Source organism: Pseudochelatococcus contaminans, from assembly GCF_014195635.1.
GTDB classification, from domain to species: Bacteria; Pseudomonadota; Alphaproteobacteria; order Rhizobiales; family Beijerinckiaceae; genus Pseudochelatococcus; species Pseudochelatococcus contaminans.
This window is the reverse complement of the sequence record NZ_JACICC010000001.1, coordinates 145,703-160,665: the sequence shown is the minus strand read 5'-3', so window position 1 is coordinate 160,665 and position 14,963 is coordinate 145,703. Positions and strand designations below refer to the sequence as shown.

The 14,963-nt window shown below is 61.5% G+C and carries 11 protein-coding genes; 8 read left to right on the top strand and 3 right to left on the bottom strand.

Going from position 1 to position 14,963, the window contains the following annotated elements; all coding sequences use genetic code 11:
• Positions 1-42: 42 nt before the first annotated feature.
• Together FHS81_RS19125 and FHS81_RS00740 are read right to left on the bottom strand one after the other, a co-directional pair.
• Positions 43-1,368: a septal ring lytic transglycosylase RlpA family protein gene (locus tag FHS81_RS19125; RefSeq protein WP_281374394.1), complete on the bottom strand. Its 1,326-nt coding sequence runs from the start codon at positions 1,366-1,368 to the stop codon at positions 43-45.
• A 206-nt stretch (positions 1,369-1,574) separates the two neighbouring features.
• The gene (locus tag FHS81_RS00740; protein WP_183750131.1) at positions 1,575-2,309 is read right to left on the bottom strand and encodes a glycoside hydrolase family 25 protein; all 735 of its coding nucleotides are present in this window, start codon (positions 2,307-2,309) and stop codon (positions 1,575-1,577) included.
• A 441-nt stretch (positions 2,310-2,750) separates the two neighbouring features.
• Here FHS81_RS00740 and aqpZ point away from each other — a divergent pair, with 441 nt between their 5' ends.
• On the top strand, positions 2,751-3,449 hold the full coding sequence (gene aqpZ / locus FHS81_RS00735; RefSeq protein WP_183750721.1) for an aquaporin Z: 699 nt from the start codon (positions 2,751-2,753) through the stop codon (positions 3,447-3,449).
• A 61-nt stretch (positions 3,450-3,510) separates the two neighbouring features.
• Here the strand turns inward: aqpZ and FHS81_RS00730 are convergent, their stop codons facing one another.
• Entirely contained in the window at positions 3,511-4,467 is a 957-nt protein-coding gene (locus FHS81_RS00730) for a pirin family protein (protein WP_183750130.1), read from the bottom strand.
• A 259-nt stretch (positions 4,468-4,726) separates the two neighbouring features.
• Here FHS81_RS00730 and olsC point away from each other — a divergent pair, with 259 nt between their 5' ends.
• The 7 genes from olsC to FHS81_RS00695 all read left to right on the top strand — a co-directional run bounded on the left by olsC (position 4,727) and on the right by FHS81_RS00695 (position 14,927).
• A complete protein-coding gene (olsC, locus tag FHS81_RS00725) occupies positions 4,727-5,665 on the top strand; it encodes an ornithine lipid ester-linked acyl 2-hydroxylase OlsC (protein WP_343052386.1) in 939 nt (312 codons plus the stop codon).
• 210 nt (positions 5,666-5,875) lie between these two features.
• On the top strand, positions 5,876-7,033 hold the full coding sequence (locus FHS81_RS00720; RefSeq protein WP_343052385.1) for an ABC transporter substrate-binding protein: 1,158 nt from the start codon (positions 5,876-5,878) through the stop codon (positions 7,031-7,033).
• A 135-nt stretch (positions 7,034-7,168) separates the two neighbouring features.
• Positions 7,169-8,419 carry an isochorismate synthase gene (locus FHS81_RS00715; protein ID WP_246374350.1) on the top strand — a complete coding sequence of 417 codons (1,251 nt, stop codon included), beginning with the start codon at positions 7,169-7,171 and terminating at the stop codon, positions 8,417-8,419.
• Positions 8,416-10,056 (top strand): (2,3-dihydroxybenzoyl)adenylate synthase, encoded by a 1,641-nt coding sequence (locus FHS81_RS00710; protein ID WP_343052384.1) that lies wholly within the window; start codon positions 8,416-8,418, stop codon positions 10,054-10,056. The genes FHS81_RS00715 and FHS81_RS00710 overlap by 4 nt, the downstream gene beginning before the upstream one ends.
• Positions 10,053-10,688, top strand: a complete 636-nt coding sequence (locus tag FHS81_RS00705; protein WP_246374345.1) for an isochorismatase family protein — start codon at positions 10,053-10,055, stop codon at positions 10,686-10,688. The genes FHS81_RS00710 and FHS81_RS00705 overlap by 4 nt, the downstream gene beginning before the upstream one ends.
• A gap of 4 nt (positions 10,689-10,692) precedes the next feature.
• The gene (locus FHS81_RS00700; protein ID WP_183750128.1) at positions 10,693-10,935 is read left to right on the top strand and encodes a phosphopantetheine-binding protein; all 243 of its coding nucleotides are present in this window, start codon (positions 10,693-10,695) and stop codon (positions 10,933-10,935) included.
• A gap of 2 nt (positions 10,936-10,937) precedes the next feature.
• Positions 10,938-14,927: a non-ribosomal peptide synthetase gene (locus tag FHS81_RS00695; protein ID WP_183750127.1), complete on the top strand. Its 3,990-nt coding sequence runs from the start codon at positions 10,938-10,940 to the stop codon at positions 14,925-14,927.
• Positions 14,928-14,963 lie beyond the last annotated feature (36 nt).

Sequence of the window (14,963 nt, the reverse complement as noted above, 5' to 3'; positions counted from 1 at the left end):
CAACACTGCACCCACAGCAACATTCCGCCCTGCGTGAAACGTTTACTGCGGCTGGCCGTTCGTCGTGCCGCCGAAGGCAACGAAACGTTGCGGCGTCAGCTGCGACAGCGGCATGGGCTCGAAATAAACACCGCTGCTGTCCGTCGCTTCGCGCTGAGCCGGCGCGGCCAGATTGGCAACGAGCGCGCGCCGCGTCGGAGCGGCAGCTGGCGCACCCTGAAGCGTTTCAGAAGCCGCCGCGGTCGGCGTGCCCAGAAGCGTGCGGCGGCGCGCCAACTCGGCAGGACGACTTGGCGGCAACGGCGCATTAGCCTCCGATGTGCTGACCTCGCGCACCAGATCTGTCAGCGGAGAGACCGCCGGGCTTTCCTGCGGCGGATTGGCAAAGGCCATTGTCTGCGGTGGCGCAACGATTCGCCGCGAGGGCGCGGGAGCCTGCGGCTCCGGAAGGCCTGCGACCAGCGTATCAGCCGAAGGTTCCGGCTCTGCCGGACGCGCAACAAGCGTGCGCGCCGTGGGCCGAACCGTTTCCTGAACCACTGCCGGCGGTGCAGCAGGCTCTGTCACAACAGGGGCCGGCGGCTCGGCACTGGCCACCATCACAGGGGCCGGAGCAGGAACTGCGGCCGGTGCCGACGCCGGGATCGTTGCGGGCGCGTCGGCATTGAGCGTTGCAAGCAGCTTGCGGTCGTCACTGCCGCCAAGAGACGCGCGGCCGACATATTCAACCTTGACGCGTGCGGTTCCCTGACGGTGGAAGTCAAGCGCTTCGGCCGCGCCCTTCGACAGGTCGATCAGACGGTTGCCGTGAAACGGCCCGCGATCGTTGACACGGACGATCATCGAGCGCTTGTTGGTCAAATTCGTGACGCGGACATAGCTCGGCAGCGGCAATGTCGGATGCGCGGCTGCGAAGGAGTATTTATCAAACACTTCGCCATTCGCCGTCTTGCGGCCATGGAATTGCGAACCATACCAGGAGGCGGTGCCAACGGCGACGTAGTTCTCGTTCTCGTTTGGCGTGAACTTCTTGCCGGCAACGACATATGGCTTGCCGACCATCGCACGCCCACCGCCCTTCGGCACATTGCCGCTCTTCACGACACGAGGACTCGGCTTCACACCATATTTGGGATCGACCTTCGCCTGGGTGGAGGTCAACCCGGTGGAGCGCGGCGCGGAGCTGCAGTTGGCCAGCCCCAGCGCGACGACCGAAACAGCGACGACTTTCAGTGTCGTGCGCGCGGAAAGTGGGAAATGGATGATGTGCCGCGGTTTATCGACTGAGGAGGCATCGGCTTCATCCGCGTTTTCCGGATGATTCGTGATGTTGGCTCGTTTCGTCAACCGCATAGGTCCGTCCCGCATGATAGCCCTCATCGCCCGGCATATGTCGACCGGCCACAACGCCTCATTGCGTCATTGCCTGCAATTACGATAAGGAACCAACTATGTTGATGGAACGTTAACAACACTATGGCGCTCTTTTCAAGAGGGAATGAGGAATTCCCCATCCGTGCGCCTGTGGAATGGTTACCGCGCACGGATCAGGGCATATTGTCGCTGTCGGGTTCTCATAGCCTTCCGGCTTTGAAGCGCTCCCACATCCGGACAGATCCGAAGAAGGCGTTGCGATCCACCGGCCCCTTGATTCCCGGAATCGTGCCCTTGGCCGTGTACTGCCAGAAGTACCAGCGGCGGCCATCGAAACGCGGGGTCGGATAACGGGGAATGCTCCGCACCCAGATCGGATATTGCTCGAACCCGCCGCGCATCACATCCTCGAAGAACGTTATGTCGGTGTAGATGATCGGGCGCTTGCCGTAATGACGCTCCATGGCATCGAGCATGATTTTCATCTTCTCGATGGCACGGGCGCGCGGGATCTTGTGCGGGCAGGTTTTCGAATGGCCGTTCCATTCGACATCGAGCACCGGCGGCAGGGCATCCGGGTCCACAGGCACGTTGGCAATGAACCACGCGACCTGCTCATCCGCCGGACGGCACCAGTAAGTAAAGTGATAAGCACCGCGAGGCACGTTCGCAGCTCTGGCGGCATACCAGTTTTCAAGAAAACGCTTGTCGAGATGGTCGCCGCCCTCGGTCGCCTTGATAAAGGCGAAAGCGACGCCGCCGGTGCGCACTGCGTTCCAGTCGATCTCACCCTGCCAGTGCGACACGTCGATGCCATGGACGGGGAAGTCGGATGGCACCGGCTCGCGGCCCTTCGAAGCGCATGATGCCACGGCAAGAGCCAGCAGGAGCACGGCCAAAGGCTTTAGAAAACGACCGGAACTGGATGCATGCATGGCGAGACGACCCGTTTGGAGCAAGACTGGAGAATGGCCGAAAACCTGAAATGGCAGAGCTGGTGACGATACAGGATGTTGTCTGGTTTCCGTTCCGCTCGCCTGTGTTCACGATGCACAACGGATTGCCGACCAGTGAAAGGGCCGTGCGTTGTTGTGCGTCATTCCGGCACCATCGCCGGTTCCGGTTAAAACCATATGAATCCCCTCATCACGAGCCCGTCAGCACTCATTCGTGACAAATCGATGAATTGGATCGTGGCAGAATAAACACAATTCATATGACAAATAATGGAATCAACAAACTGGTGATGTTCTTTTTATAGCTTGGCAGTATGCTTTAATATCGTCCGGCATCGTAGGACATGGGTCCTGTTGCCGTTATCGGACATTTTTCAGGAGCCTTCGATGAGCGACAACACAACGGTAACAAACAGGGGTTTGGCCAAGCCACTCACGGCCGAATTTCTGGGCACATTCTGGTTGGTGCTGGGCGGCGCAGGCAGCGCGGTTCTGGCTGCGCTGGTTCCCGATATCGGCATCGGCTATGCCGGCGTGGCGCTGGCTTTCGGCCTCACGGTGCTGACCGGCGTCTACGCGTTCGGCGCAATCTCCGGCGGCCATTTCAACCCGGCTGTCACGGTCGGCCTCGTGGTCAGCGGCCGCTTTCCGCCCAAAAACGCGCTGCCTTATATTATCGTGCAGGTCATCGGCGGACTGTTTGCCGGCCTCGTGCTTTATGTCGTCGCATCGGGCAAGGCGGGCTTCTCGGCATCCGCCAGCGGTTTTGCGTCAAACGGCTATGGCGAGCACTCGCCTGGCGGTTACTCGATCCATGCGGCCATCGTCATCGAGTTCGTGCTGACCACGTTCTTCGTTCTCGTGATCCTTGGCGCAACCGATTCCCGCGCTCCCGCCGGGTTTGCGGGTATCGCCATCGGCCTTGCGCTCACGCTCATCCACCTCATCAGCATCCCGGTCACCAATACGTCGGTGAACCCGGCCCGTTCCACCGGCGTCGCACTGTTCCAGGGCGGATGGGCGATAGAGCAGCTCTGGCTGTTCTGGCTCGTGCCGCTGTTCGGCGGTGTTTTTGGTGGCGTGGTTTACAAATTCCTGCTGTCGAACGACAAGAACTGACGCTCATGCTCGCCGGATAATCCGGCGGCTCCGTCATCACGACGGGATGGGGAGCGCATCCTCATCCCGCTCGAACGCGTACCGGATCCGGCAGCGGGATGAACTCGTCGCTATCGCCCACAGGCAAATCGAAGAGCCCCCTGCCCCATTGGCCGGCTTTCCATGCCTCCTTCGCCGCAGCGATTCGATCCCGCGATGAAGCGACGAAATTCCACCACACGTAACGTGGGCCGTTCAGCGTGGCGCCGCCCAGAATCATCAGCCGCGCGCCCGTTTCGCCGGCCGCCACCGTGATCGCATCTCCGGGGCGAAACACCATCATGCGGCCAGCCTCGAAAACCTGTCCTGCAATGACAACCGATCCCTCCAGAACGTAGACGCCGCGATCTTCATGATCGTCAGGCATCGGGAATCGTGCCCCCGGAGCCAGCGCGACATCGGCATAAAAGGCTTCGGAAAACAGGCTGGCAGGCGCGGTTTCGCCATAGGCTTTGCCAAGAATGAGCTTCAGCCGCACACCCTCGTTTTCGATCACAGGCAGCGCCTCGGCCGCATGATGCTCGAAGAACGGCGCAATGTCCTCCGCCTCGTCCGGCAGCGCAACCCATGTCTGTACGCCAAACAGGCTATGCGCCCCGGACCGGGCGCGGGCGCTGGTCCGCTCGGAATGCGTGACTCCGCGGCCTGCCACCATCCAGTTGAGCGCGCCGGGCAGGATGATCTGGTCGCTGCCGATGCTGTCGCGATGGTGAAAGTCACCCCGATAAAGATAAGTCACCGTGCCAAGCCCGATATGCGGGTGCGGGCGAACGTCGATCCCCGTGCCGGTCAGGAACTCGGCCGGGCCGGCCTGATCGAAGAAAATGAACGGCCCCACCATCTGCCGCTGCGGCGCGGGTAGCGCGCGGCGAACCTCGAAGTCTCCGAGATCGCGCGAGCGCGGGATAATCAGCGTTTCTATCGCATCGGCGCCCGTATCGTCCGGGCAGCCGGGGGCGAGCGCAGGATTCCAGCTCATGATGACACCTCCCGCGCGTACCAAAGGCCGCGCTTCTCGAAGCCTGATTTATAATAAGGAACAATAGCAGATTTTTTGTATCTGACGCATGCCTGTAGACACGCGACCTGCGAGGCGGCGAAGTTACGGAAGCGTAGCCATGAAGGAAGAAGCCGCTATGTGCTTCCGGCAAAACGGCTCCGCTGCATGCTGTTGTTTTCATTGTTTGTCATGACCATGTCTGATACTTGCGCGTGAATAACCGATGAGCCAAACTGACGTGTCGGTATCCGTAAACTCTTTGCGAACCGGCAAAGACCTCGACATGCTGGAGAAGGATGTGCCCTCCGACCCCGCCTCATCGCCGGACAAAGGTTCCGGCCAGGATAGCCAATCTGGCAAAGACAGCCATCCCGCCAAAAACAGCGAGACCGCCCAGACCTTCGGCACCGACGGCATCGCGCCCATGTCCCGCCCGAGCATCGTGACACGTACGCTGATGGCCATCGTGGCCTGGGCGGAGCGGCTCAATCTGCGCCATACCCGTGTGGGCAACCCGCCTGTCTACGATAACAGCGTGTTTCCCTGGGTGGCCGAGATCGAGCGGGAGTGGCCGCTGATCCGGCAGGAGCTTGACCGCGTTCTCGTCCGGCAGCAGGATCTGCCAAGTTTTCAGGACATTTCCTCCGACGTCAAAACCATATCGACCGATAACCACTGGAAGACGTTCTTCCTTGCGGGTTATGGCGTCGAATCGGAGCGCAACATCGCCGCCTGCCCGCAGACATGGCGAATCGTGCAGAAGATTCCGGGCCTTAAAACGGCGATGTTCTCGATCTTCGAGCCCGGCAAGCATCTGCCTGCCCATCGCGGACCGTACAACGGCGTGCTGCGGCTGCATCTGGGCCTGATCGTACCGGAACCGCGCGACAAACTCGCCATTCGCGTCGACACCCAGATTTTGCATTGGGAAGAAGGCAAGGCCATCGTTTTCGACGACGCCTACAATCATGAGGCATGGAACTACACCGACAAGACGCGGGTGGTTCTGTTCGTCGATTTCGTCAAGCCGCTGAGATTTCCCGCCAACATGGTCAACTGGTTGCTGCTCAATGTCGCGGCCTTCACGCCCTTTATCCGTGAGGGACTCGGCAACCACAAGGAGTGGGAAAAACGCTTCTACGCCGAGGCCGAGGCATTGCGGAACCGCAAGGATTGACAAGCCAGATCTTGAAGCGGCGATCCGGGTTCACCGTCTGGTTTCACTGACATGCCGACAATCGGCCAGTCAATTTGCACGGATTGGCATGACAGTCTTCGCATGGCGTGTCCAGCGTCGGCGGCATGATGCCTGAGCACATCCGATATTGACTCGCAACGCACTTCGTTACATAGCCATGTCAACAGTGGAGATAAGACGCTAATACTGGTGGCTGGAGTGCATAATTATTCCAATCGAGACTCGAAAAACTTCATTGCATCCTTTCTGTTTGCCTTTCTCCTCTTTGTAATTATTCTTATTAGTAATAACGCGCAGGCCGATACAACGCCAGCGCAGGAGCCGGTTTCCGTCACCGACATCACGGGACGGGAAGTGACCTTGCCCGGGCCTGCCAAGCGCATCCTCATTGACGATGCCCGTTATATCCTGGCGTTGTCGTTGATGACGGACGATCCCGTTTCCCTCATCGCCGCATGGCCGCATGACGTGCACCGGATCGGCGACGCGACATATGAAGCGTATCGGAAGCGCTTCCCCGACATCGCCAACAAGACGCGCATCGCCGGTTCGGCGGAGTCGCTGTCGATTGAGCAGATTCTCGATGTCGCGCCCGATGTCGCGATTTTCCGCGAGGGATTGGGTCCGACGCCGGATCAGGTCCGCCAGCTCGAATCGGCGGGAATCAAGGTCGTGTTCATCGACTTCTTCTCCCAGCCGCTGCAAAACCTGGAAAAGAGCCTTGCCATTCTGGGCAAGCTCATCGGTGCGGAAGAGCGGACGCAAGCGTTCATCGATTTCCGCAACGCGCATCTCAAACGCATTACCGACCGCATCGAGGCAACGCCCGACCTGAAGCGCCCGCGTGTTTTCCTTGAGGTTCACGCCGGCTTGACGGAATGCTGCAACGCGCCCGGAAAGGGCAACATCGGCAACTATGTGGATCTCGTCGGCGGCCACAACATCGCAGCGGATGTTCTGCCCAGCGCCATTGGCCGCCTTGGCGTCGAGACCATTATCGACAGCGATCCGGAAATCTATATCGCCACCGGCGGCCCGCAGACGGCCAAGGCGGGCGGCTTTGTGATCGGGCCGCAGTTCACAACCGAGGAAGCCCGGGCTTCGCTGGCACGAATGGCGGCCCGCCCGGGTATCGCATCGCTTGAGCCGGTTGAGCGGGGCGAGGTCCACGGACTGGCGCACCAACTGCTGAACTCCCCCGTCGACATCCTCGTGACCGAGCGCCTGGCAAGCTGGATTCATCCGGAGTTGTTCGCGGATATCGATCCGGATGCCACGCTGACGGAACTGAACGACCGTTTCCTCGCCGTGCCGCTGGCGGGATCGAACTGGATCGATTTGCGATAGCGGATAGCCGGGCTCTTTCTGTTTTTCCCTGAAATCGCGGGAAGAGCCTAACGATTTGGGTTTGAGAGAATTTTATCGATCAGGCGGTTCCGTGCGAGCGTCTGACGCTCTCGCTGCCTTCGAGGAGACTGGTCCATGATTGTCGCGAGGACAGGCGCATCGTCCGATACCGGCCTGAGCACGGTGTTGCCAGGAAGCGGACGCGCCGAAGCGGAACGCTCCGATCACGCCATGGTGCCGTTTCTGCTCGGCAGCGCGGAGGAGACAATTGCCGGCTTTGGTATCAAAGCTGCACTGGCGCCCGTGCCCGCTGAAGACCTGAAAGAGGCGGAGCGCGTTTTTCGGGCCGCGCATCCGGATGTTTCCCTGATTGTCGGCATTCTGCCATTCGACCGCGCCGCGCCCGCCCATCTTTATGCACCGGAAACGGTAACGACCGTATGGCCCGCGCGCGTAGCGGACAGCACCATAGCGCCGACAGCCGGTGCAGGCTGGTCGAGCGCCGCTGAGCCGCCGCCAGCCGAATATGCAGCTGCGGTGGAAAAAGCTCTGTCTTTATTTGCCAGCGAACAACACCTTCAGAAGGTGGTGCTGGCGCGCAGCCTCGTCGTAACCGCGCCAACAAACATCGACATCGACGCGGTGCTGGCGCGTCTTGCCCGCGACCGGAGCATCACAACCTTCGCAGCACCCCTGCCCTCGACATCAGGAGCCTCTCCGCGCGCGTTGATCGGAGCAACCCCGGAGTTGCTGGTCGACAAGCGTGGCGCTGCTGTGCGCTCTGCCCCCCTGGCCGGGTCCGCCCGCCGCCATGCCGACAAGAAAGCCGACGAACTATCGGCTGCGGGGCTTCTTGCCTCCGAGAAAGATCTGCGCGAGCACGCGTTCGTCGTCGAGGCCATTCTCGATACGTTGTCGCCCTACTGCCGGGATCTGAGAGCGCCTTCAAGCCCTTCGCTGGTGTCCACGGATTCGATGTGGCATCTGGGCACCACGGTTGAGGGAACGCTGAAAGACAGGGACACGCCCGTTATCGAGCTGGCGGCGGCGCTTCATCCGACGCCAGCCGTCTGCGGTCTGCCGCGTGAGGCAGCGCGGGAAGCCATCGCAGCGCTTGAAACGGTCGATCGCGGTTATTACGCTGGCGCTGTCGGCTGGACGGATCAAAACGGCGATGGCCGCTGGATGGTGGCGATCCGCTGCGCCGAGTTCTCGGGCCGAAACGCGCGGCTTTTTGCCGGCGCAGGTATTGTGCCCGGCTCCGATCCATGGTCCGAAGTAGCCGAGACATCGGCGAAGTTTTCCGCGCTGCTGTCGGCCCTCGGCATCGACGAGACCGGCAGCACCGGCGAACGACCCGTCAACGGGAACGGAGGAGCACCGTGATTCCAGCCATCCAGCAGTGGCCCTCGGCCTTTGCCGAGCGTTATCGCGCCGCCGGTTACTGGCGCGGCGAAACCTTCGGCGGCATCCTGCGGCAGCGCGCGGAACACCGTCCCGATCACACCGCTATCGTCGAGGGGAACACGCGCTGGACCTACGCCGACCTCGACGCCCGCGTCGACGCACTGGCGCGTGGTTTCACGGCGCTTGGCCTGCGCCGCGGCGAGCGTGTCATCGTGCAACTGCCGAACGTCGCACCTTTTTTCAGTGTGGTGTTCGGCCTTTTCCGTGCCGGAATCCTGCCTGTCTTTGCATTGCCTGCACACCGCGTGACAGAAATCGTGCATTTCGCCAACCGCTCGCAGGCGCGCGCTTACGTCATTCTCGATACCTGGGATGGCTTTGATTATCGCGCCCTTGCCGCCGAGGTGAAGGAGAAGGCACCGACGCTTGAGCATGTCATCGTCGCTGGCGACGATGCTGGGCCGTTCACGCCGCTTGCCGATATCGAAAAGCATGAGGGGCCGTTGCCGCCGGAGCCTGCATCGTCGGATGTTGCGTTCCTGCAAATATCAGGCGGTTCAACGGGGCTGTCGAAGCTCATTCCGCGCACGCATGACGATTATATTTACAGCCTGCGCGGCAGCAACGACATCTGCGAGCTGGATGAAAACGGCGTATATCTCGGCGCGCTGCCCATCGCTCACAATTTTCCCATGAGTTCGCCCGGCACCTTCGGCGCGCTTTATGCGGGGGCGACGGTCGTGCTTAGCCCCTCGCCGTCTCCCGACGCGGTTTTTCCGCTGATCGAGCGTGAAAAGGTGACGATTACCGGCGTGGTGCCACCCGTCGCCCTTATCTGGGCGGATGCGGCGCGCAGCGGCGGACACGATCTTTCAAGCCTGAAACTGTTGCAGGTTGGCGGCGCTAAGCTCACCCCGGAAGTCGCCCGGCGTTTGCTCGATGCCTTCGGCCCTGTATTGCAGCAGGTGTTCGGCATGGCGGAGGGGCTGGTCAACTACACCCGCCCCGATGACGACGAAGAGGTTGTCATCCACACGCAGGGGCGCCCGATCAGCCCAGATGACGAATTGCTGATTCTCGATGACGACGGCAACCCCGTTCCCCCCGGCACACCCGGCCATCTGCTGACACGCGGGCCTTACACGATCCGGCAATATTTCAACGAGCCGGAAGCAAATGCCGCTTCCTTTACACCGGATGGTTTCTACCGCACCGGCGACATCGTCCTGGTTCGCCCGGACGGGAACCTCGTCGTGCAGGGGCGCGCCAAGGATCAGATTAACCGTGGCGGCGAAAAGGTCTCCGCCGAGGAGATCGAGGATCATCTGCTCGCCCATCCGCAGGTGTTCGATGCGGCAGTCGTGTCGATTCCGGATGAGTATCTGGGTGAGCGCACGTGCGCCTTCATCATTGCCCGCTCGCCTGCGCCCAAGGGGGTGGAGTTGAAAAAGTGGGTGCGCGATCGCGGCCTTGCGGCCTTCAAGGTGCCGGACCGTGTCGTGTTCGTTGACAGTTTCCACACAACGGCGGTGGGCAAGGTGAGCCGCAAGGATCTGCGCGCCACCCTGCGCCAGCGGCTTCTGGACGCCGACGCCGCCGAACGAAAGGGCGAATGATGGGCCTGCCTTCGATCCAATCCTATCCGCTGCCGCAGGCGGGCGAGCTGCCGCCGCCGCGCGTGGACTGGCGTGCGCACCGCGACCGCACGGCGCTGCTCATTCATGACATGCAGAATTATTTTCTGGCACCCTTCCCGCCCGATGTCTCGCCGATTGCCCCGGTGATCGCCAACATCGATACGCTGCGCCGGCAGGCTCATGCGCTGGGCATACCTGTGTTCTACACCGCGCAGGAAGGCGATCAGGATCCGCGCGACCGCGGCTTGCAGCGCGATTTCTGGGGGCCGGGCATGAGCACCCGCCCGGAGCATCAGGCAATTCACCCGGCGCTGGCGCCAAGGGATGGCGACTTTATCCTGCACAAATGGCGTTACAGCGCCTTCCAGCGTTCGAATCTGGAGCCGCTGATGCGCGCGCGCGGGCGCGACCAACTTATCGTGACCGGCATCTATGCGCATATCGGCTGCCTGATGACCACGGCCGAAGCCTTCCAGCGTGATATCGAGCCGTTCTTCATTGCCGATGCGGTGGCCGATTTCTCGCGCGAGAACCACGATCTTGCCGTCACCTATGCCGCCGGGCGCTGCGCCGTGGCCACCACCACCACCCAATTGCTCGAAAGCCTTTGAAGAGATGACCGCACCTGCCATCAGCCTCGACACCATGCGTGCCGACGTCGCCCGCATCATTGGCGAGGATCCATCCGAAATCGGCGACGATGACAACCTGATCGATTTCGGGCTCGATTCGATCCGTGTGATGACGCTCATCCAGCGCTGGGGCGAAAAGGGTCTGAAGCTGGATTTCGCACAACTGGCGGAAAAGCCGACGCTGGCACATTGGTGGTCCGTCGCCAGCCGTCATCAGGCGGAATGACCATGACCGGCAGGCGCACGCGCAGGCTGACACAGGCCCAGGAAGGGTTATGGTTCGCGCAAAGGCTCGATCCGGACAACCCGATTCTCAACACCGGGCAGATTGTCACTCTGCGTGGCCCGCTGGATCGCACGGCCTTCAAGGCCGCCGTGGAACAGGCACTGCGGGAAGCGCCGGCGCTGGCCGTGCGCTTCATCGACGGGCCGGACGGGCCTGAACAGATCCTCGACGATCCCGCTTTCGCCTGCCTCGACATCATCGACCTTTCGGCGGCAACTGATCCGCTTCAGGCCGCCCTCGATCATATCGACCGCGACATGGCGCGGCCGCGCGATCCCCTGCATGATCTGCTCGTCACCGAGGAGTTGCTGATTGCGGGGCCGGATCTGCATGTCTGGAACCAGAATATCCACCATCTCGTCATCGACGGATACGGCACTTCGCTGCTCAACCGCCGCATCGCTGCGCTATACAATGAAACCGTGACCGCCGTTCCCGACCCCGACACGGCCTTCGCGTCCTTCGACGATCTGCTGGCTGAAGACGCCGCCTATCAGGGCAGCGAACGCGAGACAAAAGAACGCGCATATTGGAACGAGCTTTTCGCCGACCGGCCTCAAGTCATCGGCATTGCGCCGGGCGAGGCAACGAGCGTGCACAGTTTCCACCGCTACACCATCGATATCGGCCCCGAGGTGACAAAGGCGATAACCACGCGTGCCCGCGCTGCCGAGCTTGCATGGCCAGATCTTGTTACCACCATCGCCGGTGCGTTCGTTGCCCGCCACACAGGCACGGCGGATACGGTCGTTGGCGTCCCCCACATGGGGCGTCTTGGCTCCGTGGCGGCGCGCGTGCCTGCCATGGTGATGAACGTCTTGCCGCTGCGCATGCATATCGATGAGGACGTGCCTCTGGAAGAACTGGCCAGCAGCGTGGCTCGCCAGCTGATCCGCGGCCGTCGCCATGGCCGCTATCGCAGCGAGCAGTTGCGGCGGGATCTCGGGTTGATTGGCGGTGAGCGGCGGCTTTACGGCCCGCTTATCAATATCATGCCGTTCGATATGCCCTTCCGGCTGCATGGAATTGACTCCGATTTGCGGGTGCCCGGCGCCGGTGCCGTGGATGACATCACGTTCACCCTGCGCGCCGATGCCGCTGGTGAAACCATGCGGCTGGAACTCGATACCAATCCAACACTCTACACGGCCGAGCGGACACGGCAGCTTGGACATCGGTTCGTCGCTTTCCTGCATGCTGCGAGCACCCACGAAAAGCTGGCTAACACTCCCACGTTATCGCCTGAAGAACTGCATCGCTGGCAAACAGTCCAGACATCCAGCACGCACCCGGTTGAGGACACCACGCTGGCCGATCTGCTCGCGCGGCGCGCGATGGCACAGCCTGACGCGCTGGCCCTCATCGATGGCGACAGGCGCTGGACTTACGCGGAGCTTGAACGCGAGACGGCACACTTCGCCAGTAAGCTTCGATTAGCCGGCGTAAAGAAGGGCGATGTCGTCGTGGTCGCGCTGCCGCGCTCCTGGAATCTGGTGGTGGCGCTTCTCGCCACCGTCCGCATGGGCGCGGCTTATCTCCCGCTCGATCTGACCCATCCGCCGGATCGGATAAAGCGTATCCTTGATTCCGCTAAGGCTGCTGCCAAGCCCAGCGTGATTGTGACCACTGCTGAAGCAAAGACAATTTTTCCGGACGATGCGCCGCTGCTCTTTGTCGGACAGGGCAATGATGTGCTGCGCGATGCCGATGTAGCCTTCGAAACTCCCGCCCCCGAAGATGCCGCCTATATCATTTATACGTCTGGCTCCACAGGGATGCCCAAGGGCGTCGTCATCGAACATCGGGCCATCGTCAACCGGCTTCTGTGGATGGGGACGCATTATGGCATCGGCCCCGGCGACCGGATTTTGCAAAAAACACCGGCGACGTTTGACGTTTCGGTCTGGGAGTTTTTCCTGCCCTTCATCACCGGCGCGACACTCGTGGTTGCCCCGCCTGACGCCCACAAAGACCCGCACGCACTGGCCGCGCTTGTGCGCGAACATGGCATCACGACCATGCATTTCGTGCCGTCCATGCTGGCGCTTTTCCTTGATGAACCACAAACGCATGGCCTCGCCATCCACCGCGTGTTTGTAAGCGGAGAGGAATTGCCGGCCGACCTTCGCGACCGTTTCCACGCTTTCATAGACGGCGAACTACATAATCTTTACGGCCCCACGGAAGCGGCTGTCGACGTCAGCTACTGGCTGGCGGCGCCAACTGACATCAGCAGGCCGGTCCCTATCGGTCATCCGGTGTGGAATACGCGGCTTTATGTTCTGGATGCCCGCTTCCGCCCTCTGCCTTCCGATGTAGTCGGCGAATTGTTTCTCGCCGGGCGGCAACTGGCGCGCGGTTACCTCGGTCAACCGGATCTGACCGACGAACGCTTCATCCCGGACCCTTTCTTTGCCGGCGAAAAAATGTATCGCACCGGCGATCTTGCCCGCGTTCGCGACGATGAGGCCGTGGTGTTTCTTGGCCGCACGGACCATCAGGTGAAGCTGCGCGGTTTGCGTATCGAGCTTGGTGAAATTGAAGCGGCAATCGTTGCCGATCCCGCTGTCGCGCAAGCTGTTGTCGATGCGCGTGATGACGGCGCCGGCGGCAAGCGGCTTGTCGGCTATCTCGTGGCCGCCCCTGGATCGCCCATCGACAGCGAAGCCCTGCGTGTATCCGTGGCGTCCCGCGTGCCTGATTATATGGTGCCGTCCGCCTTCGTAACACTGGACCGCCTGCCTCTGTCCGCCAACGGCAAGCTGGATCGCAAGGCCCTTCCCGATCCATCTTTCACCTCCGTTGCCGGGCGAGCCCCTTCGACCGACACGGAAAGGCGTCTTGTCGCTCTCTTCGCAGAGTGCCTGCATCTTGATGCCGCGACGATCTCCGCGGACGATGACTTTTTCGAACTTGGCGGCCATTCTCTATTGGCAGCAAAACTGCTGAAGCGAATACGCGATCAATGGGGCTCCGCTCTGGCCGATGACGCCTCTGGAGATGCTGGTCGCGCCGGGGTTGTCCTCGGCCTTGGCGTGATTTTCACCGACTCCACGGTGGCGCGCCTTGCCGCACGCATCGACGCTGCTCTTGCAGCGGTGGGGCCGTTCTCCGTCACGGACAGCGAAGGTCTTGCCCAGCTCATCCGGCTCAATCGCGGCGATACGGCATCTTCGTTGTTTTGCATTCATCCTGCGGGTGGCATCTCGTGGTGCTATGCGGGACTGGCCCGCGCACTTGCGCCGGAACATGCCGTCTTCGGCGTGCAAGCGCGTGGGCTCGACGCGGATGCAGCGCCTCCCGAAAGCATCGATGCCATTGCCGCTGACTACATCGGCCTGATCCGCGCTGTGCAGCCGCAGGGGCCGGTGCATCTGGCAGGATGGTCCGTCGGTGGCATCATTGCGCACGCCATGGCGGTGCAACTGTCGCAGGCGGGCGAGCCCCCGGGCCTTCTCGCCATGCTCGATTCCTACCCCAGCGATAGCTGGCGTGAGCAGACGGATCCTTCAGAGGATGTTGCCCTGAAGGCGCTCGTGCAAATTGCCGGCCGCGACGTTTCGGAGCTTGGCGACGTGGAGCTGACGCGTGAGCGCGTGATGCGGTTCCTGCGCGACATCGGCAACCCGCTGGGCATGCTTTCCGACGCAGCGCTCAACGGTGTCCTGAATGTCGTGGCCGCCAATAACCGATTGGTCAGGCAGCATCGACACGGACTGTTTCCCGGCAAAGCAGTTTATTTTCGTGCTGCGCTCGACCACATTGGGACGGACCTCTCTCCGGATTTATGGGCCCCCTATATAAAGCAGCTTGAGGTGCATGAGGTATCGTCGCTGCATGCGCACCTCACCGGCGCAGTCGCGACGTCCTATGTCGCGCCGGTGATCGCGCAGGCGTTGCGGCAGCACCGTTTAACAGGTTCAGAGAATTGATTCTGAACGTTTTTTCGAATTTTTGAGAACGAGGAC

Bases quoted from the DNA above. Each gene is read 5' to 3' on its own strand.
- FHS81_RS19125 (WP_281374394.1), bottom strand. From the start codon at position 1,368: ATGCGGGACGGACCTATGCGGTTGACGAAACGAGCCAACATCACGAAT.
- FHS81_RS00740 (WP_183750131.1), bottom strand. From the start codon at position 2,309: ATGCATGCATCCAGTTCCGGTCGTTTTCTAAAGCCTTTGGCCGTGCTC.
- FHS81_RS00730 (WP_183750130.1), bottom strand. From the start codon at position 4,467: ATGAGCTGGAATCCTGCGCTCGCCCCCGGCTGCCCGGACGATACGGGC.
- FHS81_RS00715 (WP_246374350.1), top strand. From the start codon at position 7,169: ATGATTGTCGCGAGGACAGGCGCATCGTCCGATACCGGCCTGAGCACG.
- FHS81_RS00705 (WP_246374345.1), top strand. From the start codon at position 10,053: ATGATGGGCCTGCCTTCGATCCAATCCTATCCGCTGCCGCAGGCGGGC.
- FHS81_RS00700 (WP_183750128.1), top strand. From the start codon at position 10,693: ATGACCGCACCTGCCATCAGCCTCGACACCATGCGTGCCGACGTCGCC.
- FHS81_RS00695 (WP_183750127.1), top strand. From the start codon at position 10,938: ATGACCGGCAGGCGCACGCGCAGGCTGACACAGGCCCAGGAAGGGTTA.